Source organism: Methylocystis sp. sgz306128 (assembly GCF_056032725.1).
In genome coordinates this window covers 1-25,814 of sequence record NZ_JBVYWO010000009.1, presented here as the reverse complement: position 1 = coordinate 25,814, position 25,814 = coordinate 1, and the positions used below count along the sequence as shown (strand labels likewise).

Genomic DNA, 25,814 nt, shown 5'->3' with positions numbered 1-25,814 from the left:
CTTCTTCTGTTATTTCGACACCGGCCAACTGACGTTCTCGTCAATCGGGAACGCCGGACGGGGTATGTTCACAAAGTTGAACCGCGAGAGAATCGGCGAGGTCAGGCCGGGAGCATCCACTTCGATAATCTGATCATGATTGAAAAATTCGTCAAATCCGGCCCTGAAATGCCCCCGGGACTTGACCACCGTCACCCGCGCCTTGGCAATATCGAGCCCCATCATCTCAAGAAATACCGGATCGGCGCATTGCGTGCGGATCGAGATGACCACGACCTGAATGCCGCCCAGATCCAGCAGCGCAGTAAGGCCGAGGTTCATGCGGCGGTTGGCATAAAAGCCGCGCCGTCCGACGCAATCGCCGTCCTTGACAGCCAGAACCGTGGCTTCTGCCTCAAACCGCTCGGAAAACGGATCGTTGACGAGATTGCGATTGAACACCGCGCGGAACCTGGCGCCCTCGCCAAGACGATGCGCTTCCGCCGCCAGCAGCGGATCGTTGAAAACGCCCATGATGACGCCCGTAACTCCGGCCTCCTTCAGGGCGGCAAGAATCCATGTCGTATTGCCGTTGCCGCCGCCGCCGGGATTATCCGCCACATCGGCCAGCGCAACAGCGGGCAATGACGGGTCCGCCGCCACCTGAGCGGCACGCCTGATCGCCTCATCAAGCGGCGTCAGCACAGGGCGGTATCGCTGATGGTCCGCCCATGCAAAACGGGCCAGCGCATCGGCCACGCCCTGCGCCTGTGCCTTGTCGCTACGCGCCGTCACCAGAATGGCGAGGCCGTTCTTCGGCGTATCGGCATAGGCGAAGCCGCCAAAAATCGAGACATTCAGAATATCGCCCTGAACCAGTTCCTGACCACGGTTGATCAGATCGGCATAAGGCCCTGCGGCTGTGAGCAACGTGACGGTCGGCGGCGTTATCGGCAGCCGCAGAAAGGCTTTTTGCGGCTTCATGCCGCCGAAAAGGTCAAGCATGGCGCGGGCTGCCTCCACGCCGCGCTCGACCATATCCACATGCGGATTTGTGCGATAGGCGACTATGACATCGGCGCAATCGACCATGGTCTGCGAGACATTGCCGTGCAGATCCAGCGTTGCCACGACCGGCACGGCCGGGCCGACCATCTCGCGCACCATCCGGAAGATCGTGCCGTCCGGATCGCGGTCCTCGGTGGTGATCATGGCGCCGTGATTGCAGATATAAACACCGTCAAGCGGCATGGCTGCGGCAAGGCGCGCGCGCATCTCCTCAAGGCTGGCGTTGAAAAATGCGTGATCCATCGGGCCGCCCGCCTCGACCAGACCAAACAGGATCGGCACGTTGATCCATTCGCATTTGCTGTCAAGCGTGGCGCAGAAACTGCGAAGCTCGGCCGGAAGGCGCGAATCGGCGCTGACCAGTTCGTCAAGAATCTCGTCGCCCGCAACATAAAGCCGGCTGAGGAAATCTTCCTTCTGGATCACCGGAGCAAAGCTGTTGCTCTCCAGCATCAGCCCAAGAACTGCAATGCGCTTCGCCCCTTTCGGCTTCATGTCCTGTCCCTTCCATCATGTTCCGGTCAGAGCATAACAGCCTCAGACAAGCGGGGGCCAATGCAAGCTTGGTCTAGGGCAATGCCCCCAAGGTATTGGCCTCAAAATATCGGCCCGCGCGACATGAGCCCGCGCAACTTGGGCCAGCGCAACTTGGGTCAGACCTCGGCGCCGCCGGTGACGAATGCCCAGAACTCTTCCGATTTGGGGGGCAGCGGATCGCGCGAGCGGCACAGGCAGATTTCCACCGGCACGTGCCAGCTCTCATCGCCGGCCAATGCGAGCGCGCCCGAGGCCAGTTCCGAGCGGATCTGGCTCTCCGGCAGCCAGGCTGTGCCGCGCCCCGAACAGGCCATGGATTTCAGCACCGCCGCAAGGTGCGAGACAAACACCCGGTTGAGATGCGGCGGTGCCGCGCGTTGCGACAATGCGTTTTCGACAGCACGTCCGATAGCGGATGTTTCGGCATATTCGAGATAATCCACCGGACTCTGGCGCGTGCCGGGAAGCAGAACCGGCGGCGTGCCGTCCTCGCGCGGAGCCGTCACCGGCAGCAGCCGGTCATGGCCCACCTTGAATATGGCGAAATGCGCCTGAGGCAGGTTGATATCCACTTTCGGATGCGTGTGCGTGAGCATGAAGTGGCAATCCCCGCGCAACAGGGCACGCACGCAATGCTCGAACTGGTCCGTATCCAATCGCGTGCTCAGAACCCGGTAGCGCTCCTCGATACTGCGTATCCAGTCGGGGAAAAAGGTCAGGGACAGGCTATGCGTGGCGCTGAACTTGATGGTGTTGGCCGCCACCCTGTCCGTCTGGCGGATATCCTCGCGCGCCTGATACAACCGCCGCAGAATTTCCTCGACCGTGGGGCGGAAACGCTCGCCCGCCGGCGTCAGCGTGATCGGCTGGATCGAGCGGTCGAACAGACGCGCGCCCACCCATTCCTCAAGACTCTTGATGCGGCGGCTGAAAGCTGGCTGCGTCGTATAGCGCAAATCCGCCGAACGGGAGAAATTTCGCGTGTCTACCAGACTGAGAAAGTCCTCCAGCCATTTGATTTCCATTGAAAGATGCCCCTGCTGAAGTCAATAAGTATATTAAAAATGTATATTATGAGACACAAATGCAATTGCCGCATGACGTCATCCGCAATCAGCATTCGTCAAATCCGGTCGGAAAACCGTAATCTTTCCCTCTGCATCCCTATATTGGGACCAACTCCCGACAACCGCAACCCATTCCACCCGAAGGAGATATCGATGATCGGAAATGTCAGGCCCTATTGGCAGAACTTCATCGGCGGAACATGGGCCGACAGCGCCGGCGGAGAGCGTATCAGAATCGAGGATCCGGCCACCGGCAAAACGATCAGCGAAGTGGCGCGCGCCATGCCCACCGACATCGATGCCGCCGTAAGGGCCGCGCGCGCAGCCTTCAACCGCCGTGCGATGCAGGACATGCGCCCGGCGGCGCGCGGCGAACTGATGTTCGAGATCGGGCGTCAGCTGATCGCCATGCGCGATGAGATCGCCACGGTTGAGGTCTTCGACAACGGCAAGACATGGGCTGCCGGACAGGCGGAAGTTGACCTGACCGTGCGTTACCTGACCTATTACGGCGGCATGGCCGATAAACTCGAAGGGCGGCAGATTCCTCTGGGTCCCGATTGCATCGATTATACGATCCACGCGCCGTTCGGCGTCTCGGCGCAGATTGTGCCCTGGAACGGGCCGCTGCCAGTCGGCGCGCGCTCAATCGCCTGCGCTCTGATAACCGGCAATACGGTGGTGCTGAAATCTCCGGAAGATTCGCCGCTCAGCCTGTTCCTGCTGGCCGAAGCCTGCCAGAAGGCGGGTGTGCCGGAGGGCGCGGTGAATATTCTATGCGGCTATGGCTGGGATGCCGGCGCCGCGCTGGTGTCGCACAACGACATCGACCATATCGTGTTCACCGGTTCGGTCGCCACCGGCAAGAGCGTGCTGCGCGCCGCGGCCGAGCGCGTCATTCCCTGCGTCATGGAACTGGGCGGAAAATCTGCGGGCATTGTCTATGCCGATGCCGACCTTGAGCGCACGGTTAAAAATGCTGCGCGCGGCATCTTTCACCATGCGGGACAGATCTGCTCCGCCGCCTCCCGGTTGCTGGTGCAGCGCCCTGTCTATGACGCGGTTGTGGCCGGCCTGAAGGCGGAGGCCGAAAAGCGCACAGTCGGCCCCGGCCTTGAGAGCAAAGACATGGGGCCGCTGATTTCAGCCCGGCAACTGGACCGCGTCGAAGGCTTGTGTCATCAGGGCGTGACGGAAGGCGCGCGGCTGGTGACCGGCGGCGAGCGCCTGAAAAACACCGGCGGGCATTTCATGCCGCCCACGATCTTCGCCGACGTAACACCGGACATGACGGTGGCACGGGAAGAATTCTTCGGCCCTGTCATGGTGGTTTTGCCCTTCGATACGCCGGAGGAGGCGGTGGCGATTGCCAATAGCACCGATTATGGCCTTGCAGCGGGCGTTTTCACCCGTGACCTGAAACTCGCACACTGGACGGCAGAGCGCCTTGTGGCTGGGCAGGTCTATGTCAATGATTGGTGGGTCGGCGGCGTGGAAACGCCATTCGGCGGCACGAAACGCTCAGGCTATGGCCGCGAAAAGGGACAGGAAGCCCTTCTCGGCTATGTCCAGACCAAGAATGTCGGCATAAGACTCTAGAACATCAGGGATGCAGGCAGAAACAGCCGTGCGCATCCCTCCCCCTTACACACTCTTTTGCCCCTCACCCCAACCCTCTCCCCGCAAAGCGGGGCGAGGGGGACAGTTCTGTCGGAACGCAACTTCATAGATTTGCTCGTCATGGCCGGTCCTCCGGCCAAGCCCGCGTCTCAGATGCGCTTGCCGGTGGCCTCGTCAAAGACATGGGTCTTGGCGACATCGATGGCGAGGCGGATCTGCTCCTTGTGGGCAAAGCTGTGGCGCGTGCCGAAGGATGCGCAGATCGGTTTGCCCGCGAGGGTTGCAAAGACTTCAATGCCGGGGCCGGTCGGCTCCACAACATTGACCTCCGCCGGAAGCCCGTCGAGAGATCCCGCCAGCGAAAAGGCCTCGGGCCGCACACCATAGACCACGCGCTGTCCCGGCTGAGCTTCCACGTCGCCAGCGGGCAGCAGGACGGCGCCGTCATCGGATCTGACATTGCTGCGATCATTCTCGCGGTGGAACGTGCCGGAGATAAAATTCATCGCGGGCGAGCCGAGGAAGCCCGCGACAAACAGATTGTCCGGCCGGTCGTAAAGCTCCAGAGGCGTGCCGATCTGTTCAATGCGACCGGCATTCATCACCACGATACGGTCGGCCATGGTCATGGCCTCGATCTGGTCATGCGTGACATAGACGGTGGTGGTGCGGAACTGCTGATGCAAGGCCTTGATTTCGGTGCGCATCTGCACGCGCAGCTTGGCGTCAAGATTGGACAGCGGCTCATCGAACAGGAACACCTTGGGATGGCGCACAAGAGCCCGGCCCATGGCGACACGCTGGCGCTGGCCGCCGGACAATTGCCGCGGCGAACGGGAAAGGTAATCCTTGAGGTTAAGAATGCCAGCAGCCTTGCCGACCTCAGCCTCGATCTCGGCCTGCGGACGCTTGCGCAGGCGCAGGCTGAAGGCCATGTTCTCGAAAATCGACATATGCGGATAGAGCGCATAGCTCTGGAACACCATGGCAATATCGCGGTCACGCGGCTTGACGTTATTGACGACGCGCCCGCCGATGCGAAGTTCGCCGTCGGTTACGTCGGAAAGACCCGCGATCATGCGCAGCAATGTGGATTTGCCGCAGCCCGAAGGGCCGACCAGAATCACAAATTCCTCATCGGCGATGTCGATATTGATGTCTTGAAGAATGCGGACCTGGCCGTAGCTCTTGCCGATGCCGCGAATTTCCACAGAAGCCATGACGTGAAATCCTTTTAGAATTGCGCACCAAGGGCCGCTGCGGCCGCCTGCTGCAAAAATAAACCTACTTGACCGCGCCGAGCGCCATGCCGCGGATCAGATAGCGCTGCAGCCAGGAGAACAGCACCGCGACAGGCACCGTGGCCAGCAAAGTTGCCGCCATCACGTGATGCCATTCGATCTGATAGCGGCCCGCGACCTGCGCAAAGACCATCACCGGCAGGGTATAATTTTCGGAAGAGCGCATCATGGTCAGCGCCAGCACGAATTCGTTCCAGCTGTTGATGAAGGTGAACATAGTGGTCACCACGATGGCAGGCACCGCCAGCGGCAGGAAGATGCGGAACAGGCTGACGATGGGCGTGGCGCCGTCGATAGCGGCGGCCTCCTCCAGCTCGTAGGGCACAGTATCGAAATAACTGCGCAGCATCCATATGGTGAAGGCCAGATTGAACGCCGCATAGGTCAGCACCAGCGAATTCAGGTTGTTGACCAGACCAAAATTGACCATCAGCCGGAACAGGCCGAGAACCAGAACAATGGGCGACATCATCTGCGTCACAAGCAGGAACTTTTCATACAGGTTCTTGCTGCCAAACCGGTAGCGCGAAAGCGCATAGGCGGCAGGAATTCCCAGTAACAGCGCCAGCAGCGTCGAGCCGATGCTCACATAGAGCGAATTGAGCAACGCGCCGCCGAAATTCACCTTGTCCCACATCTCGACAAAATTGGACCAGCGGAACGCGCTGAATGTCCATGTCGGCGGATAGGTAAACAATTCGTCGCGCGGGCGCACGGCGGAGACGAACATCACGCCGAATGGAAACAAGATGATGACGACGAGCGGCGAAAGGATCGCCCAGCAGATGATGCTTCGGACAAGACGGGACATCAGGGATTTGCTCCCTCTTCAGAGGATTGGCCAGCGTTGCGCGAAACCAGCCCGACATAGACAATGGTGAAAGCGAACAGAATGAAGAACATCACCAGCGACACGGCCGAGGCCTTGCCAAGCTGACCGAAACGGAAAGCCAGCTTGTAAAGATAAGTGACCAGAATATCGGTCTCGTTGGCCGGGCCGCCTTCCGTCATCACCCAGATGATGGGGAAGGAGTTGAACACATAAATAACGTTCAGCACCACCGCGATGTTGAGAAAGGGCCGCATCAGCGGCAGCGTCAGCTTGCGGAACTGCTGCCAGCGCGTTGCGCCGTCAACCCGCGCCGCCTCGTAGATATCCTGTGGCAAGGACGAGAGGCCGCCGAGCAGGATTGTGGTGGTGAAGGGAATGGAAACGAGAATCCCGACCAATATCTCGACGGTGAAAGCCAGTTTGGCGGTTGCCAGCCATTCGACAGGCTGGCTCAGGATGCCGAGATCCATCAAGGTGGCATTAAGCAGCCCGGCGCGCCCGCTCAAAGCCCAGCGCCAGACCACCGCCGTCATCGTGAGCGACACCGACCAGGGCAGCATGATGATGATGCGCGCGAGGCCGCGACCGATGAAATCCTCGTTCAGCACCAGCGCCACCGGCATGGAGATCAGCAGGGTGGCGCCAACGACCGTACCCGTCCAGATCAGTGTGCGGATCAGCGAGGCGAGAAACAGCGGGTCGTTGAGCACGTCCTGAAAATTGGCAAGCCCGGAAAAGCCCTGCAACAGGCCGAAACGGCTGACCTCATGCGCCGAACTCCAGGCCAGATCAAGAACCGGATAGCCGATGATGAAAAATGTCAGCGCGAAACTGGGCAATATCAACCACAGCGGCGCGGACCGTAACACCGATTTCATACCGTTTCCCTCATCGAAGCCGCCATTCCGGAACAGTCCTTTCGGCGTATGACCGGCCTTTTCGGAATTGGCCGGCCCGGAACAAGAATACACAATTGAGAATAAAAAAAAGGAAGAGGGAGGATACCCCCCTCTTCCTTCAGGGAGAGCTATTTGCTGGCCCGGATCTCATCGATCTTGGTGGCCGCAGCCTTCATGGCGCTGTCAACCGGTTCCTGACCCAGATAGATTTTCTGCAGGGCCTGCACCGTCGTATCGGCAATTTCTTCCCAGTGCGCGATGGTCGGAGCAAACTTTGCATAAGGCAGACCGGCGGCAAAGGCGGCAATGTCCTTGTCGGTCTTGTAGTAATCCTCGGCGGCATTGGCCTTCAGCACCGGCAGGAAGCCTTCACCCTTGTCGAAACGGTCACGCCATTCCGGCTGATAGGAGAACTTCATGAACTTCCAGGCCGCATCCTTGACCTTGGACGAGGAGAACATCATCAGCGTGTCGGTCACGCCATAGGTGGCCTGAGCCGCCTTGGTCGGGAACGGCAGAACTGCATAATGCAGGTTCGGAGCCTCGGCCTTCACCTGCGGGATCAGCATCGGGAAGGTGAAGATCATGCCAACCTTGCCCTGCTTGAACAGGTTGAACACATCCTCGCGGCTGTAGTTGGTGGGCGACGGCTGCGTCAGCTTCTCGGTGATCATCTTGCGGTAGAAATTGGCCGCATCGAGCGCAGGCTGCGTGGTCAGCGCACTCTTGCCGTCCTTGGTGAAAATATCGCCGCCGAAGGTCCAGAGCGCATAGTAATAATAGGCGTCGGTCTCGATTTCCTTGCCCTGCAGACCGAAGCCGAAGGTGTCGGGAAGCTTCGAAAGCTTCTGGGCGGCGGTGTAGAGCTCATCCCAGGTCTTCGGCGGTTCGGCGCCGGCTTTCTTGAGAAGGTCGAGATTGACCATCATGGCGCGCGCCGAAGCGGCCACGGGCAGGCCCATGGTCTTGCCGTTGATCACCGAAGGCGCCATGAAGGCATCGATAAACTGGCCCTTGACCTCAGGCGTAAGGTAGGAATCCATCGGCTCGGCCACGCCCTGCTGCGCAAAGTCGACCAGCCAGCGGGTGCCGATGATGGAGATGTCCGGAGCGGAACCGCCGGCAATATCGGTGGTCAGGCGCTGGAGCAGATTGTTCCACGGCACGACCTCGATGTCGATCTTGATGTCGGGATTCTGCTTCTCGAAAGCAGCCGCCATTTCCTGATAATACTTTCCAGTAAAGGAACTATATTCCGCGACAGTAAAATGCACGGTTGTCGCGGCATATGCTGTAGTCTGCAAATAGAAGCTGCTCAGAGCCGCCGCCGACACAACGGCAGCTTTCTTCAAAAACGAAAAACCCATGCCTCATCTCCAATATTTAGCGCCATTTTCAGAAATTTTCAGCGTTTGACCATTTCAGTATGCGCTACGTCTGCGACCGTGGATAATAGAAAGATAGCATCACGGTATGAGAACGACGGCATAGCTTGGCGCCGGAATTCGGCAGGCCATGCCTGCCGCCCGGCGTTCATTCTAACGCGCGCCCGCGTCGCGCCAGGAATATTGCGGCGCAAAGCCAAGTACGCGCTTTGCCTTGTCGATGGAGAGCAGCGTTTCATGCTCGCCGATCTTGCGGGTCATCTTTACGCCGGGGAAAACCTCCCGCATCAGCGCAGCGCTGGAGCGGCGCATCACCGTATCGGCATTGGCGATGATGAAATGATCCGCGCCGACAAAATCGACCGTCAGGCTGAGCCGCACGGCCTGGGCGAAATCGCGCGCATCGATGTAGGACCACAGGTTCCATTCGCGAAAGCGCGGCGTTTCCTGCCAGCTTTCAAAACGCGCATAATCCTCCGGCGCCATCACGTTGGAGAGACGCAGGCCGATGAAGGTCGAATCCGGATTCCAGCGGTGAAACTGCCGGGCCATTTCCTCGCCCAGCACCTTTGAGAGCGAATATGCGCTTTCCGGGCGAAGAGGATGGGCTTCGTCGATAGGCGCATAGGCGGGCGGCGCATCCGGGCTGAAGGGAAGGCCCAGCGTTGTTTCGCTCGATGCCCAAACCACACGCTTGATGCCAACCTGCATGGCCGCATCAAAGATATTGTAGGTGCTGGCGACATTGTTGCGGAAGGTCACGTCTTCGGGGCAAAGATCCGGGGCCGGAATGGCGGCAAGATGCACAACCGCATCCGCCTGACGGAAGGGGCGGAACGGATGATCGCGCCCGCCGGTCCAGCGCAGAGCATCGATCGTCTGGCCCAGATCATTGAGATCGACCTTATAGAACGGGCAGCACGGATCGCTGGAGCGCTGGGTATCGACATTCAGAACCTGATAGCCCTGCTCAACCAGATCGCGGCACACGGCCCGGCCCGCCTTGCCGCTGCCACCGGTCACAATGATGTTCTTCATGATCGCGTCCCTTTCAGTTGGATTGTCCCCGGACGGGACTTGATCCTGCAGTCTTAAGTCCGGGCTGGTTTGTTTGCGAATGCGAATATTTAATCAGACTATGTAGCATCGGCATTGGCCAGTGCCGCTCTGGCGTGAATAGACTTCAAACTGGGATTTTGGAGCATGTTGCGTTTTGACGGAAACAATCGCAAGCCTTGCCTCGCTCCCCTCATCCTGAGCGTGTCGAAGGATGAATGGGGAGCGGGAGACGGTTCACACGAAACGCAACAAACTCTGACGTCCGGGACCACTGAATCTGCGCCCCTCAAGGGCCGTTATCTGCAAAAAGGATCCATCCTTGTCGCGTCACGCCGCTAAAATTGCTCTTGTCACCGGGGCCGGCCACGGAATTGGACGGGCCATCGCCACGCGTCTGGGGCGGGAGGGTGCGAAAGTTGCCGTTCTCGAAATCGATGCGGCTCTGGGCCGGGAGACCTGCGCCCTGCTGCAGGATCAGGGGACTCCCGCCTATTTCGTTCACGCCGACCTCACTCAGCCGGAAGTAACCGCTCAGGCCATTGCCGAAGTCGAAAAAAACTTCGGCCCGGTCGAAATTCTGATCAACAATGCGGCCTACACCAAGACCTCGACCTTCGCGGAAATGAACACGCAGGACTGGGTGCGCGAAGTCGATATCAATCTCAACGGCACATATAACGCCATTGCCGCAACGCTGCCTTTCATGGTGGAGCGCAAAAGCGGCGCCATCGTCATCATCAGCTCGGTGAATGGCGTGCGCTATTTCGGCAATCCGGCCTACAGCGCCGCAAAGGCCGGCACCATCAATCTCGCCATGTCGATAGCCACAGAATATGGCCCGCACGGCATCCGCTGCAATGCCGTCTGTCCCGGCTCGGTACGCACCGACGCCATTTCCTGGCAGAAACGGCTTGAGCGCGATCCCGATGTGTTTGAGAAGCTTGGCCGCTGGTATCCGCTTGGCCGCGTGGCCGTGCCCGACGACATTGCCCGTGCCGTCTCCTTTCTGGCCTCGGAGGATGCCGGTTACATTACCGGCGCCGTGCTGCCCGTCGATGGCGGCTTGCTGGCCAGCATGAAGGTGATGATCGACGACATCAATCCTTAGAACCAGACTGCTTTCAACCGGAGGGCCTTGATATTGATTATTCTTCCTGAATCCTTGTTGCGCGATCTCGTTTCCGTTGAGGATGCCCTGTCCTGCGTTGAGGCGACTTTCGCCGCGATGGCGCGCGGACAGGCCCGCAATTATCCGGTCGTGCGCGAGGAACTGGGCCATCAGGATGCCGTGTTCGGCGTCAAGACCGGCTATGACGCGAGCGCGGGCGTGCTCGGCCTCAAGGCCGGCGGCTATTGGCCGCACAACGGTGCCAGAGGCGTCACCAACCATCAGTCCTCAACACTGCTGTTCGATCAGGATACCGGCAAGGCAAAGGCACTTGTCAGCGCCAATTACCTCACGGGCATCCGCACCGGCGCTTCCAGCGCGCTGGCCAGCAAATATCTCTCCCGTGCCGACAGCCGCACTCTCGGCATCATCGGCACCGGCGTGCAGGCGACCTATCAGCTGCTTGCGACCCGCGCGGTCCGGCCTATCGAAACAGTCCTCGCCTGGGACCCTTCAGCGGCCAATCTGGAAAAGTTCGGCGCATTCGTGGAGAGCCTCGGTTTAACCTTCCATCCGCAGAGCGAGCGGCAGGCGCTTGCTGCAGCCAGCGATATCATCGTCACCGTGACGCCCGCAAAGGCGCCGCTGATCGAAGCTGGCTGGGTGCGCCCCGGCACGCACATCTCGGCCATGGGCGCCGACACCCGCGGCAAGCAGGAGCTCGATCCGCGCTTGATCGCCACGGCTGCAGTCTATGTCGATGAGGTGACACAGGCCCTGACCATAGGCGAATGTCAGCATGCCTACGGGCAGAAGCTGATCAGCGAAGCCAGTCTGCGCGGCACGATCGGAGCAGTTATCGCCGGTCTGGCGCAGGGCCGTAAAAGCGAAGATGAAATCACCATATTCGATGGCACCGGCGTTTCCCTGCAGGATCTGGTCGTGGCCGAACTTGCCGTGACACTTGCCGGGCAGCGCGGCCTCGGCACACGCGTCTCCGATTGGTAATGAAGGGGGCTCGCGCCCCCTTTTGCTTGCCCTGTCCTACCAGCCGTTGATCCGGGGCCAGAAGCCCAGCACTTCCTGATGATCGGCTTTTTCCGTATCGATGACGTGATAGCCGTCGTACATTGCGGCGGTCATGCAGACGTGATTGGGGTAAATGCGAACCCGCCGGCCAATTGGCATATCCGACATCGGCACATTCCCCAGAACAATCTCGCCATGTTCCTGATAGACGCGGCTGATAATCAGCTGCGGATCAAAAACGCGGCCGTGCTCGTCGGTGACGAGCCCAAAGCCGACATCGTTCGGTACGGCCTGCGTGCTGCGGTCCTTTGAAAGAGCCAGCCCGCCGGCATCGACATGAATACGGCCGAATTCGGCGCGCTGGCCAATCACTTCGGCAAGCACGGAAACCGCGAGGTCGTCAAAAGAACATGTTCCGATCTGCGCCTGAAACATGTCGCCGAACATATAGACGCCGACGCGCACTTCCGTGACCTCGGACATATCGGCGGAATGAAGCGCGGTCGGCGTTGAGCCGACGCTGACAACGTCAAAGACATGACCCGCCCGGCGCAGGCGATGCGCGGCGTGAACCGCGCCGCCTCTCTCGTCGCTGGCGACTTGCTCAACCGCCTTGATCGAGCGCGATGCATAGGAATGTCCCGCGTGAGTCATGACGCCTGCCAGTTCGGCATGCGGCGACTCCTTGAGAATGGCCGCAATGTCCAGCAATTCGGCGGAGTCGGCAAAAACGCCGGAGCGGTTCTCGCCGCTGTCCACCTCGATCAGCACGCGAAAGCGGCAGCCCAGTTCGCCGCCCCGCGCCGCAATCGCCCTGGCCACGCCGACATTGTCCGTGGCAAGCGTCAGATCGACGCCGCGCGCCATCAGCGCTGCTGCGCGCTCCAGTTTGTCCGGCACGATGCAGACGGCATATTGAATGTCCTTGATGCCGTGCCCGGCAAAATATTCCGCTTCCTTCAGTGTCGAGACGGCGATGCCGCTCGACTTCCCGTTGAGCACCACATGCGCCACGTCGATGGATTTTGCCGACTTCATATGCGGCCGCAGCGCAACGCCATTTCTGAGCGCAGCATCCGACATGCGGCGCGCATTCCGGCGCAGCTTCGCCAGATCGAGCACCAATGCAGGCGTAGGGATTTGCGAGAGCTTCATGACATACCCCCAGGGACCGCTGTGAGGCTGCCACCCGGCGACAGGCGCGCTGATCTATCTTCAAAATGGTTCACGGCTGTTTCCATTTTCTCTCGGCCACGGATGATTCAAGGCCGCAGACGGACTGCCTGCGTCTTAATCATTTCTGCTGTCTTGTGATTACCGGCTAAATTACCCGTTTGCCCAATGCCGTGTCGTTCTAGGATGATGCAAGGACGGTATGCAATGGCTCACCATACGGCGACGATATGAAAAATATTGTTCAAATATCTGAATTAGTTTACTTTTTTAAAAATCTCAAACATATGATCAATGATCGTTTCCCAAGTCTGCCGGTTGCGTGTCGAAAATAAAATGTCTGGACATCGCACCCGGATATTGGCTTAGACCTGCCCATCCAATAACCAGATCGATGCTGCCGCCTGAAAAGGCGCGCCACAATCAAGATAGGATAAAGCTTATGCGCAACCATTCCATCGCCGTGATTCCCGGAGACGGCATCGGCCCTGAGGTCATCGATGCGGGTGTCCGGGTGCTCAATGCGCTGCAGGCTCGTCGCGGCGACGTGAACTTCAGCTTCACCAGCTTCGACTGGGGGTCCAACTATTACAAGAAGCACGGCGCGATGATGCCCGCCGACGGGCTGGCGCAGCTCAGGCCCTTCGATGCCATATTTTTCGGCGCTGTCGGCGCGCCGGATGTGCCGGACCACATCACGCTCTGGGGCTTGCGCCTGCCCATTTGTCAGGGTTTTGATCAATATGCCAATGTGCGCCCGACCAGAATCCTGCCCGGGATCAGTTCGCCGCTGGCCGGCGTCAGGACCGGCGATCTGGACTGGGTCATCGTGCGCGAGAATTCGGAAGGCGAATATTCCGGCCATGGCGGCCGCTCGCATCGCGGGCTGCCGGAGGAAGTGGCCACCGAAGTGGCTGTATTCACCCGCACCGGCGTCGCCCGCATCATGCGCTATGCCTTCAAACTGGCGCAGGCGCGCCCGCGCAAATTGCTGACAGTCGTCACGAAATCCAATGCGCAACGCCACGGCATGGTAATGTGGGACGAGATCGCCGCGGAGGTCGCAGCCGAATTTCCCGATGTCACATGGGATAAAATGCTGGTCGACGCCATGACCGTGCGCATGACCCTGAAGCCGCAGAGCCTCGACACGATCGTGGCGACAAATCTCCACGCCGACATTCTGTCTGATCTGGCGGGGGCGCTTGCTGGCAGCCTCGGCGTGGCCCCGACCGCCAATATCGATCCCGAACGCCGGTTCCCATCGATGTTCGAGCCGATTCATGGCTCAGCGTTCGATATCACCGGCAAGGGCATAGCCAACCCCATCGCGACCTTCTGGACGGCCGCGCAGATGCTTGAGCATATCGGCGAAGCGGAGGCGGCCGGCGATCTGATGCGGGCGGTGGACCGCGTCTGCGCTGCGGGCATCATGACGCCGGACGTCGGCGGCACAGCCACCACGGCGGAGGTAACGCACGCCGTGATTGAAACCATCCAGGGCCGGAACGAAGCACTGCGGACCGAATAGACCTGCCACGGCCCCGGCAGCCTTGCCGGGGCAGCCTGAGTTCTTGGGCGCCGTCCACCTTGGATCGCACTCCGAGGCCAGCTTTCACAAAAAGCGCCCATTCTAACAATTTTGCTCGCGCGATCAGCGACATAAGCATTGCCCGCCGCGGCGGAATTTCACATGTAAAACTTGTTTGAAATCAAAAATAGCGCCGCAGATCTGTTTTTAAATGTGGCGGAAATTTGCCTTTCAAGGGGTTATTATTGCTCATTTGTCAATTATCATTTGCTCGCACTGAATATTCTCTATCGCAGGTTTCCGGCCTATCTCTTGTCCATCAGCGGCGGGGACTTCTCAACAGAGACCCTCCGCAGTCTTAAATCGCTGAACAACAAGAAAAAACGGAGTACATATCATGAAGTTCATCAAGATCTCGGTCGCCGCCCTGAGCCTGGGCCTGCTGACAACTGCCGCATTTGCCGGAAACCATGGCCCGAGCAATCAGGAAACCCGCCCGGCTGCCGTCGACTTCTCCCCGACAGCTTCCACCGGCACGGTCGACGCCTCTGGCTACGTCGTAACCTATCCGACCAATGCGGATTCGATCCTCAAGGTTCCGGCTCAGCAGCGCAGCGTAACGGACACCGTCCACGCTTACCACTAAGCACAGCTAGTCGCGTATATCGCAAAAAATGGCGCCGCTGGGCGCCATTTTCTTTTCACGGCCGCGCATCGAGCGGCATTTTCAGGCTGTCGGAGCCCGGACATGGCGCTTACGGCGCATTGCCCGGATTTGAGCGCTTTCAGGAACGGGCCAGATCGAAGCGGTCCAGATTCATCACCTTGGTCCATGCCGCGACAAAGTCCTGCACGAAAGACGTGCCGGCATCGTCACAGGCGTAGACTTCCGCAATTGCACGCAGCTGGGAATTCGAGCCGAAAACCAGATCGACATCGGTGCCGGTCCATTTCAATGCGCCGGTTTCACGGTCGCGTCCCTCGAAGACATGCGGTGTCGCGGGCGATGCCGTCCAGACATTGGACATATCGAGCAGATTGACAAAGAAATCATTGCTCAACGTTCCGGGCCGGCTGGTGAATACGCCATGTGCGGAATGGCCGGTATTTGCGTTCAAGACGCGCAGACCGCCAATCAGCACCGTCATCTCCGGTGCGTTGAGCGTCAGCAATTGCGCGCGGTCCACAAGCAGTTCAGGCGCTGGCTGCGAAAGCCCATCCCCAACATAGTTGCGGAAGCCGTCCGCCTTTGGCTCCAGCACGGCAAAGGATTCGACATCCGTCTGCTCCTGCGCGGCATCGGCGCGCCCCGGCGTGAAGGGAACCTGCACCTCGTGCCCGGCGTTTCTCGCGGCCTGTTCGATGGCCGCACCGCCAGCCAGAACGATAAGATCGGCGAGCGAAACCCGCTTACCGCCCGATTGCGCGCTGTTGAACGCCTTCTGGAGTGTCTCGAGCGCACCGATCACTTTCGCCAGCTCAGCCGGAGCATTGACCGCCCAGTCCTTCTGCGGCGCAAGACGGATACGCGCGCCATTGGCCCCGCCCCGCTTGTCGGAACCGCGGAACGTGCTTGCCGAGGCCCATGCCGCAAAGACCAGCTGCGAAACGGACAGGCCCAGACCAAGTATTTTGGTCTTCAGTGCGGCAATATCTTTTTCGTCGACCAGTTCGTGAGTGACCTCCGGAATGGGATCCTGCCACAATTGCGGCTCCGACGGCACCAGCGGCCCCAGTCCCCGCACATAGGGGCCCATGTCGCGGTGCGTGAGCTTGAACCAGGCCTTGGCAAAAGCCTCGGCGAACTGATCCGGGTTCTCATGGAAGCGCTTCGAGATCGGCCCGTAAACCGGGTCCATCCGCAATGCAAGATCCGTGGTGAACATCACCGGCGTGTGGCGCTTGGACGGGTCATGTGCATCGGGCACCGTATTGGCCGCCTCAGGATTTTTGGGAACCCACTGCGTCGCGCCAGCAGGACTTTTCGTCTGCACCCATTCGTAACCGAACAGATTGTCGAAATAATTATTGTCCCATTTCACCGGATTGGTGGTCCAGGCGCCTTCAAGACCGCTGGTGATCGTGTCGCCCGCATTGCCGCGGCCAAAACTGTTCTTCCAGCCCAGTCCCTGTTCCTCGATTCCTGCGCCCTCAGGCTCGGGGCCGACATATTTGGACGGATCAGCCGCGCCATGCGCCTTACCAAAAGTGTGGCCACCGGCAATCAGCGCCACGGTCTCCTCATCGTTCATGGCCATGCGTGCGAAAGTCTCGCGGATATCCCTCGCAGAGGCCAGCGGATCCGGCTTGCCGTTCGGGCCTTCCGGATTCACGTAGATCAGGCCCATCTGCACGGCGGCAAGCGGGTTCTCAAGCTGCCTGTCGCCCGAATAACGCTCGTCGCCGAGCCATTTGGTTTCGGAGCCCCAATAGACGTCCTCCTCAGGCTCCCAGACATCCTCGCGTCCGCCAGCAAAGCCGAATGGCTTGAAGCCCATCGATTCGAGCGCGCAATTCCCGGCGAAAATCATCAGGTCGGCCCAGGAGATCTTGCGGCCATATTTCTGCTTGATCGGCCAGAGCAGCCGCCGCGCCTTGTCGAGATTGGCATTATCCGGCCAGCTGTTGAGCGGAGCAAAACGCTGCGCGCCCGATCCCGCGCCGCCGCGGCCATCGCTGATCCGGTAGGTTCCGGCGCTGTGCCAAGCCATGCGGATGAAAAATGGCCCATAATGGCCATAATCGGCCGGCCACCAGTCCTGCGACGTGCGCATCAGGGCAAGAATATCCTGCCGGAGCGCGTTCAGGTCGAGACTCCTGAATGCCTCGGCATAGCTGAACGTCTCGCCCATCGGGTCGGACAAGGCTGAATTCTGGTGGAGAATCCGCAGGTTCAGCTGGTTCGGCCACCAGCGTTGATTAGCCGAACTCCCGGTGGCGCTCTGACGGCGCGCGCCGCCCATCGGGCATTTGCCTGCTGTGTCGTTCATGGTCTTCTCCCATTAGCGTGACGTGAAGTGTCGTGATGTGCGGCAGAGATTGCACCTGCATTCCCTGTCGATCCCACATGCAGCTTATCAAAGCCGCTCCATTAGCTTAAGTTGTATTTCCTGATTACGACGATAAGGTGTCCTTATGATCAATCTGACGCTCAAACAGCTTCGCTATTTCGAGGCTTTGGCGCGACATGGCCATTTCGGACGCGCCGCCGATGCCTGCGCCATATCCCAGCCGGCTTTGTCGTTGCAGATCAAGGAAATGGAACAGACGCTCGGCACGGAGCTTTTCGAGCGGGGCGCACGTCAGATCCGGCTCACCAATTTCGGCGAGGTCTTCGCTTCGCGGGTGCATGGCATTCTGCAATCGGTCGACGAACTGGGAGATCTGGCGCGCGCCGCCCGCGACCAGTTGGTGGGGCGTCTGCGCATCGGCGTTATTCCGACGATCGCGCCCTATCTGTTGCCGACGATCATCGGCAACCTGACGCGCATGAACGCCAGCCTTGAAATACATGTGCGCGAAACGCTGACGCAAAAACTGATACAGGAACTGGCCGCAGGCCGTCTTGATACGGCGATTGTTGCCCTGCCCGTGTCCGAGCCCTCGCTGACCGAGGTGGCCCTGTTCGCCGAAAATTTCGTTCTCGTGCGGCCCGGCGAGGATGAGGGCAAGCCGGTGCCCAACCGGGAGGCGCTTCGCGAGATGAAGCTGCTTCTGCTTGAGGAGGGGCACTGCTTTCGCGATCAGGCACTGTCCTTCTGCAACATCCATTCGACCGTGCAACGGGAATTATTGGACGGCAGTTCCTTGTCGACATTGGTGCAGATGGTGGGCGCCGGCATCGGCGTCACTCTGATTCCGGAAATGGCGGTGGCTGTGGAAACGCGCTCGGCCAAAGTGTCGGTCTCGCGGTTCAGCGATCCGCAGCCCTCGCGAACGATAGGGATGGTCTGGCGCAGGACAAGTCCGCTGGCCAAGCAACTGCAGCAGATTTCCGAAGTCGTGCGCCGTTCGGCCAGCCTGCAGCGTCAGGTTCAGAGCCCGGACTGGCCATCGGCTACGATGTGAGCGCGCCTTCACCCCTGTCCGAGAGCCTTTCAGCGAAGGCCGGAAACGCGGGATCTGATCGAGCGGCAACAAGCCTAATTGCTGGAGACCTGCGGCAGAAACGAAAGCGCAGACAGGCCGAGGGAAGGCCGGCTGTTGTTTTTTGCCGGATCGGAGGCAATTTCCAGCGCCCAGTAAGACCGGTAGCGCGACTGCGGCGCGTCCACCCGGACAACGGCAACCCGCGCTGCATTCTTGAGCAGCATGTTCTCCCGGTGATGCGGCGAGGCAATCCAAGCCCTGATCGCACTGTCAACCGTCGGATGCCCGGCGCCCACGTTTTCAGCCGCGGCAGCCTGCGAGAACCCGGCGGCATTGATCCGCGCGGCAAAATCGCCATCGACCTCATGCGACAAGACATCCCGCGACGCCATGGCCACAACCTGACGGGCCGCCACCCGCACAAGCGCGGTATCGGCGGCGACGGGGCTGAGGCCGTTCTGGGCGCGAAAGGCGTTCAAAGGCTCCAGCGCTTGCGCCGTAACGTCCTGAGGCGCAAACGCTCGTTCTGAAGGCGGGATCGTCATGCAGGCGGACAGGCCAAAAGCAAGACACACAACAGCAAGGACACGCGAAAGAAGCATGAAAAACGATTTCCGGCTTATCGGGGATGGGGCAAAAACATGTGCGGCACGCCTCTGCTATAGTGCAGATTCAGCGACCGGAAAAGAATTTTCAGCCGGAAGATCATTTTCCTCAGAACCAAATTCACGCATTCAGACGCGCACAAGCCCGCTCACGTCAGCACCCTGACGATCTGATCCGTCGGATGTTTGGTCAGATCCTTGTCGATCTCATGAATGACGAGATGCTTGACCCTGTCGGTCAGATCGGCCCGCAGGCTGGCCAGCATACGGGGCGGCGAAACCAGCACGAGCCTCTCGATCGGCGGCTCATAATCGCTTTCATCCACGACGGAGGCGACCAGCTTTGAAAATTCACGCTCGGCCTGTTCGTGCCAGTCCGTATCGCCCGCAGCGCCGCGCCGGCCATCGGGCCCCGAGAAAAACCGGCCCGGCGCGTCGGTACCCTGCCGGCTGGTTGCCGGATTATCCTGAGCGAAGGCCCGCACGACCTTGAGATGCGGCGCGTCCGCCGTGCCCTCGTTGAGATAAACAAAGGCCCGCTTGCCATCAGCAACGAGCAGATGTGTATTTTTGGACAGAATGATCTTGGTCATTTGAACCTCTCCGGAAGGCTGGACAATGCCATCGGACAATTGTCTGGTTTCAACGGAATCCGTGCCGAAAGCGCCATGTCTGGAGACGCCCGAAAACCTCAGCCCGATTGAAGGCGCAAATCGAAAAGGTTGCTTTGATTTTCATCAATCTCAGCGCACGGCCTTCTCACGTCCATAAAGCAGCAGCATGGCAATGATGACCACGCCATAAATGATCTGCCGCCCGAATTCGGCAATCTGCATAACGGAGAGAATGGATTGCAGCAATGTGATCAGGATTACACCCGCAACCGTGCCTATATACCGCCCCTTGCCACCCAATATCGAGGTGCCGCCAAGCACGACAGCGGCAATCGCGGGCAGGAGATAGGCATCGCCCATCGACTGCGCCGCCTTGCTTGCATAGCCCGCGAGCAATTCGCCCCCAAAAGCTGACAGCCCGCCGGAGAGCGCGAAGGCATACAGCACCACTTTCTGCGTATCCTCGCCGGAGAGATAAGCGGCCTGCTCCCTGTTACCGATCGCATAGACACAACGGCCAAAGACCGTGCGGGTGAGGAGAAAGACAACCAGCAGCCCGACCAGCGCCCAGACGATAAGGCCGTTGGGAATGCCAAAAACAGTGGTGCCCGTTGCCAGAAAGCGCATCGCCGGCGTTGCCGTGTCTCTTGGCGAGAACCCGCCAGTATAGACAACCATCAGGCCCTGCGCCACGGCATTGATCGACAAGGTGACGATCATCGAGGGAATGCGCAGATAAGCAACACCGATCCCGTTGACCAGCCCCAGCGCAACCCCGCACAGGATGCCGAACGGAATGGCGAGAAGAGAGCCGAACCAACCGTAGGATGCGGCGGCGCAACTCATCATCGCGCCTGCTGTCACCAGCCAGGGCACGGAAAGATCGATCTGCCCCAGCAGAATGACAATCATCATGCCCGTGGCGATGACGCCGAGGAAGGAGCCCACTTTCAATTGCTGCAGCAAATATTCGGGCGAAAGAAAATTGGACGAGTAAAGACTGCCGACGAGCAGCAGCACCACTATGCAGCCAAAGGCCGTCGCCACAGCCGGGTCGAATTTGCTGAACATGGCGCCGCGCCCGGTTTTGGCTGCGGGAGAGTGTCCTGTGCTCATTCAGCGCCTCACGAAAAAAGATCGAGCCGGTTCCGCACCTGCAGAAGCCGGGCCGAACCAAGGGATACCGCAATGACAAGAACGATGCCCTGAAACAGCGGCTGCCAGAGCGGATCAAGATCAAATACAAAAAGCAGGTCGCCGATCGTGCGGAACGCCAGCGCCCCGAACACGGCCCCCAGCGCGCTGCCCCTGCCGCCGAACAGCGAAACACCGCCCAGAACTACAGCCGCGATGGAAAACAGGGTATAGGTATTGCCGTTCGCCAGCGACGCTTCGCCCGAATAGGTGAAAAAAGTCAGGAAGAGGCCGCCGAGCGCGGCAAAAAGCCCGGACAAGACATAGGCCATGAATTTGGCCCGGCGCACCGGCACACCGGACATATAGGCGGCAAGTTCCGACGAGCCGACCGCATAGGCCGCCCGGCCGAGCTTCGACCGGCGATATGGCACCCAGATCAACAGAATGATCACAAAAAGCGTCGCCAGACTGGAGGGTATGCCCAGCGGCAGGCGCCCGGTGAACAGATCGGCGAAATCGGAATTGAAGACGTCTGAACTGCCGGGATCGGGCCGGAGCCAGAGCGCAAGCCCGAAATAGACAGCGCCGGAAGCAATGGTCACGACGATCGGCTGCAACCTGCCAAAGACGACGATCACCCCATTGACCGCCCCGCAGGCCAGCCCCGAAAGAAGCACGAGCAAGACCCCGCCAAGGGTTGTCCATATCGAACCGACGACCACATAGGAGGCAAGACAGCTTGCCAGAATGAAAACCATTCCGACCGAAAGATCGATTCCCGCCGTCAGAACAACAAAGGTCTGAGCCATGGCGACAAAGGCCAGCAGAACGGCCTTGTTGGCCGCTGTCTGCACCACATTGGCCGAGAAGCCCGCCGGATGATTGCTGCTGTAGATCGTGAACATCACAATAAACAGCAGAAAGGCGAGCAATGTCCCTCGCCATTCGGCCAGCCGGTAACGCCAGTCGTTCATGATGCAACCTCTTTGACCCGGCCGTGATCGTCTGGCTCCACATCGATATTCAGCGCACTGGCGATCAACGCGCGCTCGTTTATCTCATTATCGGCCAGAGTGCGCTTTATGCCGCCATCGTAAAACACCAGCACCTTGCTGCACAGTCCGATGAGTTCATCGTAATCGGTTGAATACAGCAGCACGGCCACCCCCGAATCCGCCAGTCTGCGCAGCAGCGCGTAGATCTCCTGCTTGGTGCCGACATCGATTCCGCGCGTCGGATCATTGAGCAGGATGATGCGCGGCGATGTCATCAGCCATTTTGCAATCACAACCTTCTGCTGATTGCCGCCCGAAAGCGAACCGACCGCCATTTCGGCGCCATCGGTCTTGATCGCGAGCAGCCTGATCATTTCGCTAATGGCCGCCTGCTCCGCAGATCTGTCGATAATGCCAACATGCGACATGCGCCCCAGCGCCGCGAAAGACAGATTGTCCGCCACCGACATCGGCAGCATGAGCCCCTCGGTTTTTCGGTCTTCAGGAATGAGCGCCATGCCGACCCGGCCCGATTTTGCCTCACGCGGGCTGCGGATATGGTCGGGCTTGCCGTCGATGAGCACCTCACCCGCAACGCCGCGCAACACCCCGAACAACGCCAGCAGCAATTCGCGCTGGCCTTGTCCGTCAAGGCCGCCAAGCCCTGCGATTTCGCCCGGATGCAGCTTGAACGAAATATCCCTGAGCTTACCCGCCCAGGACATATTGCGCACTTCGAGCGCCGGAGTCCTGGCAGCGACATCAGCGAGGAGCGGCTTGGGCGGAAAGACATGGCTATATTCGCGGCCGATCATCAGTTCCACGACTTCATTGTCGGTTTTTGACCCCGCCTTGTAGGTCGAGACATTGCGCCCATTGCGGAAAATCGTGCAATCGTCGGCAATCTCGGCGATTTCATGCATGCGATGCGAAATGAACAGCAGGGCAAGGCCCTCGTCGCGCAGGCGATTGAGTACACCGAACACTTTATTCACATCGGACGCAGTCAGCGCCGATGTGGCTTCATCGAGAATGAGCAGACGCGGCTTGCGGGCAAGGGCCTTGGCAATTTCGATGATCTGCCGGCGCGACAGAGGCAGATCCTTGACCGGCGCCATGGGATGGATGTCTTCGCCCCCCGCCCGCGCCAGCGCCTGCTCGGCTATCCGGCGCTGTTCCCGCCGGTCAATCATGCCAAATCGTGTCGGCGGATCGCTGATGACAATATTATCCGCGACTGAAAGGTCGGGAATGAGCGACAATTCCTGAAAGATGCAGACAATTCCGGCCGCATTGGCAGCTGCCGGACTGGCAAAGCTGATTTGCCGGCCATCCAGCAGAATACGTCCTTCATCGGGCGCCACCACGCCCGACATAATCTTGATCAATGTTGATTTGCCGGCGCCGTTCTCACCCAGAATGGCATGAACACGGCCGCCATAGACGGTCAGGCTTGCATCCTGCAAAGCCCGCACGCCGCCATAACGCTTTGAAATCCCCTCCATTTGCAGGAGAGGGCCTGCATCAGCCATCAGAAAACCCCTTTGGAAAGAGCGTGGGGCGCCGACGGCCCCACGACACAGCTTTCGTCAATCCGGAAGGATTATTGGTTTTCCTTGGTCTGCCCCATGATTTCCTGCGCATTGAAATTAATGCCGCAGGTCGGGAATGAATTGCCGACAAAGAAATTGTCGGATTGGTCGGAATAGAAATTTACGCCGTCTTTGAAATCCGGATCGGACGTGATCGCCAGCGGCAGCAGGATCGATTGCGGTATGGTCTTGCCCTGCAATGCATCGAGCGCTGTCTTCATCGCCACGGCCACCTGTGCCGGTCCGCTGCCAGCCGAGGTGCAGGACAATCCCTGCGAGGCATATTTGGCGCAGAACTTGCGAAAGCCATTTTCAGTTTCACCGGCAAAGGGCACAAATTTCTGCTTGGCGTCGATCAGCGCCTGAACCACACCCGTATCGCCGCCCTGCGCGGTAATCCCGTCAAACGGCCCCTGCACGGCTATGGCATCGGCGGCAGCTTTCTGCGCAACGCCATCGTCCCATTTGCCAACTGCTTCCACAACGCTCCATTTCTTGCCGGAGGCGTCAAGCGTTTCCTTGATGCCGGCGTGGCGATCCGTATCAACCGAAGTTCCGGCTACGCCCCTCACTTCAAGAACCTTGCCACCCTTCGGCAATTTGTCGATCAGCCATTTGGCCCAGAGCACGCCAAGACCCTTCTGATCGACATTCACATTGATCGCGTCATGCGTGTTGAGAATGTTGTCGAAGGCCACGAGAATGACCCCAGCCGCCTTGGCGCGCTTGATGACAGGCGCAAAGGCTTCGGGATTCTGCGCATCGATAACAATAGCGTCATAGCCGGAATCGATGAAATTATTCACAGCCGAAATCTGGGCGGCGACATCCTCGCCGGTTGAAACAACCTTAAATTCCTTGAGCATGGCCTTGACTTCAGGCTGGGCCGCATAAGCCTTTGCCGTCTGCACCATCTGAATGCGCCAGGTATTGGCGATGTAACCATTGGCAAGAGCTATGCGATACGGCCCCTTCTTGGCAGGATATTGGAAAAACTTCGTATCCTTCGCGCTGGGGACATAACATTTGGCGTCAGCCGCCGGACCGGCGACAATCTGAGGCCCTGCGGCCAGTGCGGCCGTGCTGAGCGCGCTGGTCATCAGCAATGCGGCTCCAAGGCCGGCAACGGAGCTTACGGCAAAAAACGACTTCATCAGTAATCCTCCCTTTTCAAACAAGCAGCGTTTCCATAACCGACCGATATTCTCGGCTTCTCTCTGTGATTATATCAAATGATGTATTCTAGAATGTCAGCAACAGCCAAAAGCTAAACCACGCGCCGGGCTTTTGCAAGAGTCCAAATCGGTTCCGTGTACCGCTCATTGTGCAGAAATTTTTCTGACTCCGGCCCGTCTGGCGTCCCCGCCCAGAGAGCAAAATCTGCGCCGAATATGAAAAACTTCGGCTCAGATCACAGGGCCGGCAAGACAGGGCTTTATCAAAGCATCAGACACCCGCTGCAAAGAGATGCAGCGGATGCCCGATAGAGGAAATCTGGCCTGAAGGAGCCCGGAATTGAGAATCTTACGGCACATGATCGGGCGCGCCTGCTGGCCGCTTCAAAACATGTATCGCAAAACCTAACACATAACGACAGGACTCCGCTTCAGCATCATACGAAGCTGAATGAGGCGCTGCTGGCAGCAAGCATCGAAAGGTTCATATTTATCATTGTCAGCTTGTCACCCCACGAGTCCGTGATCTCCAGGTTGGAGCCTGATTGCACCGCGTGGTTATAAAGGTTGTTCCAGTAGCTGGTATTGCCGTTGAAGGTAAAATCAGCTGCTGTAAACGAAATCATATCATGACCCGTAGCATTGCCTGAAACAAACCCCGACAAAGTGGACGATACAAAGTTATTGCCAAACCGGAACATGTCGTTCGTGTGTCCGGCTGCAGCAGTGACATTTGTGTTGGTGGTGTTGCCAATGACCAGCGTGTCGTTGGAACCCGTCACCGTCGCGCTGGTGCCATTGGCAAGGTTCAGCGTTGCATTCGAGACCGTCACATTTGCCTTATTCACTATTGTCACGTTATTGGTTGTGACATTAGTGAAGCTCACGTTGCCTGAGACAATGAAACTGTCACTGAATAGCCCCTAGAATTGTAGACACCTTGTCCCTTAAAAATGAGGCAAGGAGATCGTCATGGGTAATGCCAATTTCACAGAAGAATTCAAACAGGACGCGGTTAA

General features: G+C 59.1%; 22 protein-coding genes. 6 read left to right on the top strand and 16 right to left on the bottom strand.

What is annotated here, in order from left to right:
* Positions 1–9: 9 nt before the first annotated feature.
* Positions 10–1,542 (bottom strand): M81 family metallopeptidase, encoded by a 1,533-nt coding sequence (locus AC0N03_RS13215; protein ID WP_474289278.1) that lies wholly within the window; start codon positions 1,540–1,542, stop codon positions 10–12.
* Positions 1,543–1,700: 158 nt separating this feature from the next.
* Positions 1,701–2,609: a LysR substrate-binding domain-containing protein gene (locus tag AC0N03_RS13210; RefSeq protein ID WP_474289277.1), complete on the bottom strand. Its 909-nt coding sequence runs from the start codon at positions 2,607–2,609 to the stop codon at positions 1,701–1,703.
* 195 nt (positions 2,610–2,804) lie between these two features.
* Here AC0N03_RS13210 and AC0N03_RS13205 point away from each other — a divergent pair, with 195 nt between their 5' ends.
* On the top strand, positions 2,805–4,250 hold the full coding sequence (locus AC0N03_RS13205) for an aldehyde dehydrogenase family protein (protein ID WP_474289276.1): 1,446 nt from the start codon (positions 2,805–2,807) through the stop codon (positions 4,248–4,250).
* A 170-nt stretch (positions 4,251–4,420) separates the two neighbouring features.
* Here AC0N03_RS13205 and AC0N03_RS13200 read toward each other — a convergent pair whose 3' ends face one another.
* From AC0N03_RS13200 to AC0N03_RS13180, 5 genes are all read right to left on the bottom strand, one after another.
* Positions 4,421–5,491, bottom strand: coding sequence for an ABC transporter ATP-binding protein (locus AC0N03_RS13200; RefSeq protein WP_474289275.1), 1,071 nt, complete (start codon positions 5,489–5,491; stop codon positions 4,421–4,423).
* A 64-nt stretch (positions 5,492–5,555) separates the two neighbouring features.
* Entirely contained in the window at positions 5,556–6,383 is an 828-nt protein-coding gene (locus AC0N03_RS13195; protein WP_474289274.1) for a carbohydrate ABC transporter permease, read from the bottom strand.
* A complete protein-coding gene (locus tag AC0N03_RS13190; RefSeq protein ID WP_474289273.1) occupies positions 6,383–7,282 on the bottom strand; it encodes a carbohydrate ABC transporter permease in 900 nt (299 codons plus the stop codon). Before AC0N03_RS13190 ends, AC0N03_RS13195 begins: the two co-directional genes overlap by 1 nt.
* Before the next feature lie 149 nt (positions 7,283–7,431).
* Positions 7,432–8,670 (bottom strand): ABC transporter substrate-binding protein, encoded by a 1,239-nt coding sequence (locus AC0N03_RS13185; RefSeq protein ID WP_474289272.1) that lies wholly within the window; start codon positions 8,668–8,670, stop codon positions 7,432–7,434.
* 171 nt (positions 8,671–8,841) lie between these two features.
* Positions 8,842–9,726: an NAD-dependent epimerase/dehydratase family protein gene (locus tag AC0N03_RS13180; protein WP_474289271.1), complete on the bottom strand. Its 885-nt coding sequence runs from the start codon at positions 9,724–9,726 to the stop codon at positions 8,842–8,844.
* Positions 9,727–10,066: 340 nt separating this feature from the next.
* Between AC0N03_RS13180 and AC0N03_RS13175 the strand changes: the two genes are divergently transcribed.
* Together AC0N03_RS13175 and AC0N03_RS13170 are read left to right on the top strand one after the other, a co-directional pair.
* A complete protein-coding gene (locus AC0N03_RS13175; RefSeq protein WP_474289270.1) occupies positions 10,067–10,855 on the top strand; it encodes an SDR family NAD(P)-dependent oxidoreductase in 789 nt (262 codons plus the stop codon).
* A 33-nt stretch (positions 10,856–10,888) separates the two neighbouring features.
* On the top strand, positions 10,889–11,863 hold the full coding sequence (locus AC0N03_RS13170; protein WP_474289269.1) for an ornithine cyclodeaminase family protein: 975 nt from the start codon (positions 10,889–10,891) through the stop codon (positions 11,861–11,863).
* 36 nt (positions 11,864–11,899) lie between these two features.
* Here AC0N03_RS13170 and AC0N03_RS13165 read toward each other — a convergent pair whose 3' ends face one another.
* Entirely contained in the window at positions 11,900–13,039 is a 1,140-nt protein-coding gene (locus tag AC0N03_RS13165; protein ID WP_474289268.1) for an alanine racemase, read from the bottom strand.
* 460 nt (positions 13,040–13,499) lie between these two features.
* On the opposite strand from AC0N03_RS13165, the gene AC0N03_RS13160 reads away from it, so the two are divergent.
* Both AC0N03_RS13160 and AC0N03_RS13155 read left to right on the top strand, forming a co-directional pair.
* Positions 13,500–14,588, top strand: coding sequence for a tartrate dehydrogenase (locus AC0N03_RS13160; RefSeq protein WP_474289267.1), 1,089 nt, complete (start codon positions 13,500–13,502; stop codon positions 14,586–14,588).
* Between the two features lie 397 nt (positions 14,589–14,985).
* Positions 14,986–15,234, top strand: coding sequence for a hypothetical protein (locus AC0N03_RS13155; RefSeq protein WP_474289266.1), 249 nt, complete (start codon positions 14,986–14,988; stop codon positions 15,232–15,234).
* A 139-nt stretch (positions 15,235–15,373) separates the two neighbouring features.
* On the opposite strand, the gene katG is transcribed toward AC0N03_RS13155, so the two are convergent.
* Positions 15,374–17,578 carry a catalase/peroxidase HPI gene (katG, locus tag AC0N03_RS13150; protein ID WP_474289265.1) on the bottom strand — a complete coding sequence of 735 codons (2,205 nt, stop codon included), beginning with the start codon at positions 17,576–17,578 and terminating at the stop codon, positions 15,374–15,376.
* A 145-nt stretch (positions 17,579–17,723) separates the two neighbouring features.
* Here katG and AC0N03_RS13145 point away from each other — a divergent pair, with 145 nt between their 5' ends.
* Positions 17,724–18,656 carry a hydrogen peroxide-inducible genes activator gene (locus AC0N03_RS13145; RefSeq protein ID WP_474289264.1) on the top strand — a complete coding sequence of 311 codons (933 nt, stop codon included), beginning with the start codon at positions 17,724–17,726 and terminating at the stop codon, positions 18,654–18,656.
* A gap of 74 nt (positions 18,657–18,730) precedes the next feature.
* Here the strand turns inward: AC0N03_RS13145 and AC0N03_RS13140 are convergent, their stop codons facing one another.
* The 7 genes from AC0N03_RS13140 to AC0N03_RS13110 form a co-directional block, all read right to left on the bottom strand.
* Positions 18,731–19,279 (bottom strand): CAP domain-containing protein, encoded by a 549-nt coding sequence (locus AC0N03_RS13140; RefSeq protein WP_474289263.1) that lies wholly within the window; start codon positions 19,277–19,279, stop codon positions 18,731–18,733.
* 152 nt (positions 19,280–19,431) lie between these two features.
* A complete protein-coding gene (locus AC0N03_RS13135; protein ID WP_474289262.1) occupies positions 19,432–19,875 on the bottom strand; it encodes a baeRF12 domain-containing protein in 444 nt (147 codons plus the stop codon).
* Between the two features lie 150 nt (positions 19,876–20,025).
* A complete protein-coding gene (locus AC0N03_RS13130; RefSeq protein ID WP_474289261.1) occupies positions 20,026–21,012 on the bottom strand; it encodes an ABC transporter permease in 987 nt (328 codons plus the stop codon).
* An 8-nt stretch (positions 21,013–21,020) separates the two neighbouring features.
* Complete coding sequence (locus AC0N03_RS13125; protein ID WP_474289260.1) at positions 21,021–22,007, bottom strand: ABC transporter permease; 987 nt, start codon at positions 22,005–22,007, stop codon at positions 21,021–21,023.
* The gene (locus AC0N03_RS13120) at positions 22,004–23,560 is read right to left on the bottom strand and encodes a sugar ABC transporter ATP-binding protein (RefSeq protein ID WP_474289259.1); all 1,557 of its coding nucleotides are present in this window, start codon (positions 23,558–23,560) and stop codon (positions 22,004–22,006) included. Before AC0N03_RS13120 ends, AC0N03_RS13125 begins: the two co-directional genes overlap by 4 nt.
* Before the next feature lie 71 nt (positions 23,561–23,631).
* Positions 23,632–24,720: a sugar ABC transporter substrate-binding protein gene (locus AC0N03_RS13115; RefSeq protein ID WP_474289364.1), complete on the bottom strand. Its 1,089-nt coding sequence runs from the start codon at positions 24,718–24,720 to the stop codon at positions 23,632–23,634.
* Positions 24,721–25,232: 512 nt separating this feature from the next.
* Positions 25,233–25,643, bottom strand: a complete 411-nt coding sequence (locus AC0N03_RS13110; RefSeq protein ID WP_474289258.1) for a hypothetical protein — start codon at positions 25,641–25,643, stop codon at positions 25,233–25,235.
* Positions 25,644–25,814: the final 171 nt, after the last annotated feature.

Bases quoted from the DNA above. Each gene is read 5' to 3' on its own strand.
- AC0N03_RS13140 (WP_474289263.1), bottom strand. From the start codon at position 19,279: ATGCTTCTTTCGCGTGTCCTTGCTGTTGTGTGTCTTGCTTTTGGCCTG.
- AC0N03_RS13135 (WP_474289262.1), bottom strand. From the start codon at position 19,875: ATGACCAAGATCATTCTGTCCAAAAATACACATCTGCTCGTTGCTGAT.
- katG (WP_474289265.1), bottom strand. From the start codon at position 17,578: ATGAACGACACAGCAGGCAAATGCCCGATGGGCGGCGCGCGCCGTCAG.
- AC0N03_RS13145 (WP_474289264.1), top strand. From the start codon at position 17,724: ATGATCAATCTGACGCTCAAACAGCTTCGCTATTTCGAGGCTTTGGCG.
- AC0N03_RS13205 (WP_474289276.1), top strand. From the start codon at position 2,805: ATGATCGGAAATGTCAGGCCCTATTGGCAGAACTTCATCGGCGGAACA.
- AC0N03_RS13210 (WP_474289277.1), bottom strand. From the start codon at position 2,609: ATGGAAATCAAATGGCTGGAGGACTTTCTCAGTCTGGTAGACACGCGA.
- AC0N03_RS13195 (WP_474289274.1), bottom strand. From the start codon at position 6,383: ATGTCCCGTCTTGTCCGAAGCATCATCTGCTGGGCGATCCTTTCGCCG.
- AC0N03_RS13165 (WP_474289268.1), bottom strand. From the start codon at position 13,039: ATGAAGCTCTCGCAAATCCCTACGCCTGCATTGGTGCTCGATCTGGCG.
- AC0N03_RS13190 (WP_474289273.1), bottom strand. From the start codon at position 7,282: ATGAAATCGGTGTTACGGTCCGCGCCGCTGTGGTTGATATTGCCCAGT.
- AC0N03_RS13185 (WP_474289272.1), bottom strand. From the start codon at position 8,670: ATGGGTTTTTCGTTTTTGAAGAAAGCTGCCGTTGTGTCGGCGGCGGCT.
- AC0N03_RS13125 (WP_474289260.1), bottom strand. From the start codon at position 22,007: ATGAACGACTGGCGTTACCGGCTGGCCGAATGGCGAGGGACATTGCTC.
- AC0N03_RS13130 (WP_474289261.1), bottom strand. From the start codon at position 21,012: ATGAGCACAGGACACTCTCCCGCAGCCAAAACCGGGCGCGGCGCCATG.
- AC0N03_RS13155 (WP_474289266.1), top strand. From the start codon at position 14,986: ATGAAGTTCATCAAGATCTCGGTCGCCGCCCTGAGCCTGGGCCTGCTG.
- AC0N03_RS13120 (WP_474289259.1), bottom strand. From the start codon at position 23,560: ATGGCTGATGCAGGCCCTCTCCTGCAAATGGAGGGGATTTCAAAGCGT.
- AC0N03_RS13160 (WP_474289267.1), top strand. From the start codon at position 13,500: ATGCGCAACCATTCCATCGCCGTGATTCCCGGAGACGGCATCGGCCCT.
- AC0N03_RS13115 (WP_474289364.1), bottom strand. From the start codon at position 24,720: ATGACCAGCGCGCTCAGCACGGCCGCACTGGCCGCAGGGCCTCAGATT.
- AC0N03_RS13180 (WP_474289271.1), bottom strand. From the start codon at position 9,726: ATGAAGAACATCATTGTGACCGGTGGCAGCGGCAAGGCGGGCCGGGCC.
- AC0N03_RS13215 (WP_474289278.1), bottom strand. From the start codon at position 1,542: ATGAAGCCGAAAGGGGCGAAGCGCATTGCAGTTCTTGGGCTGATGCTG.
- AC0N03_RS13200 (WP_474289275.1), bottom strand. From the start codon at position 5,491: ATGGCTTCTGTGGAAATTCGCGGCATCGGCAAGAGCTACGGCCAGGTC.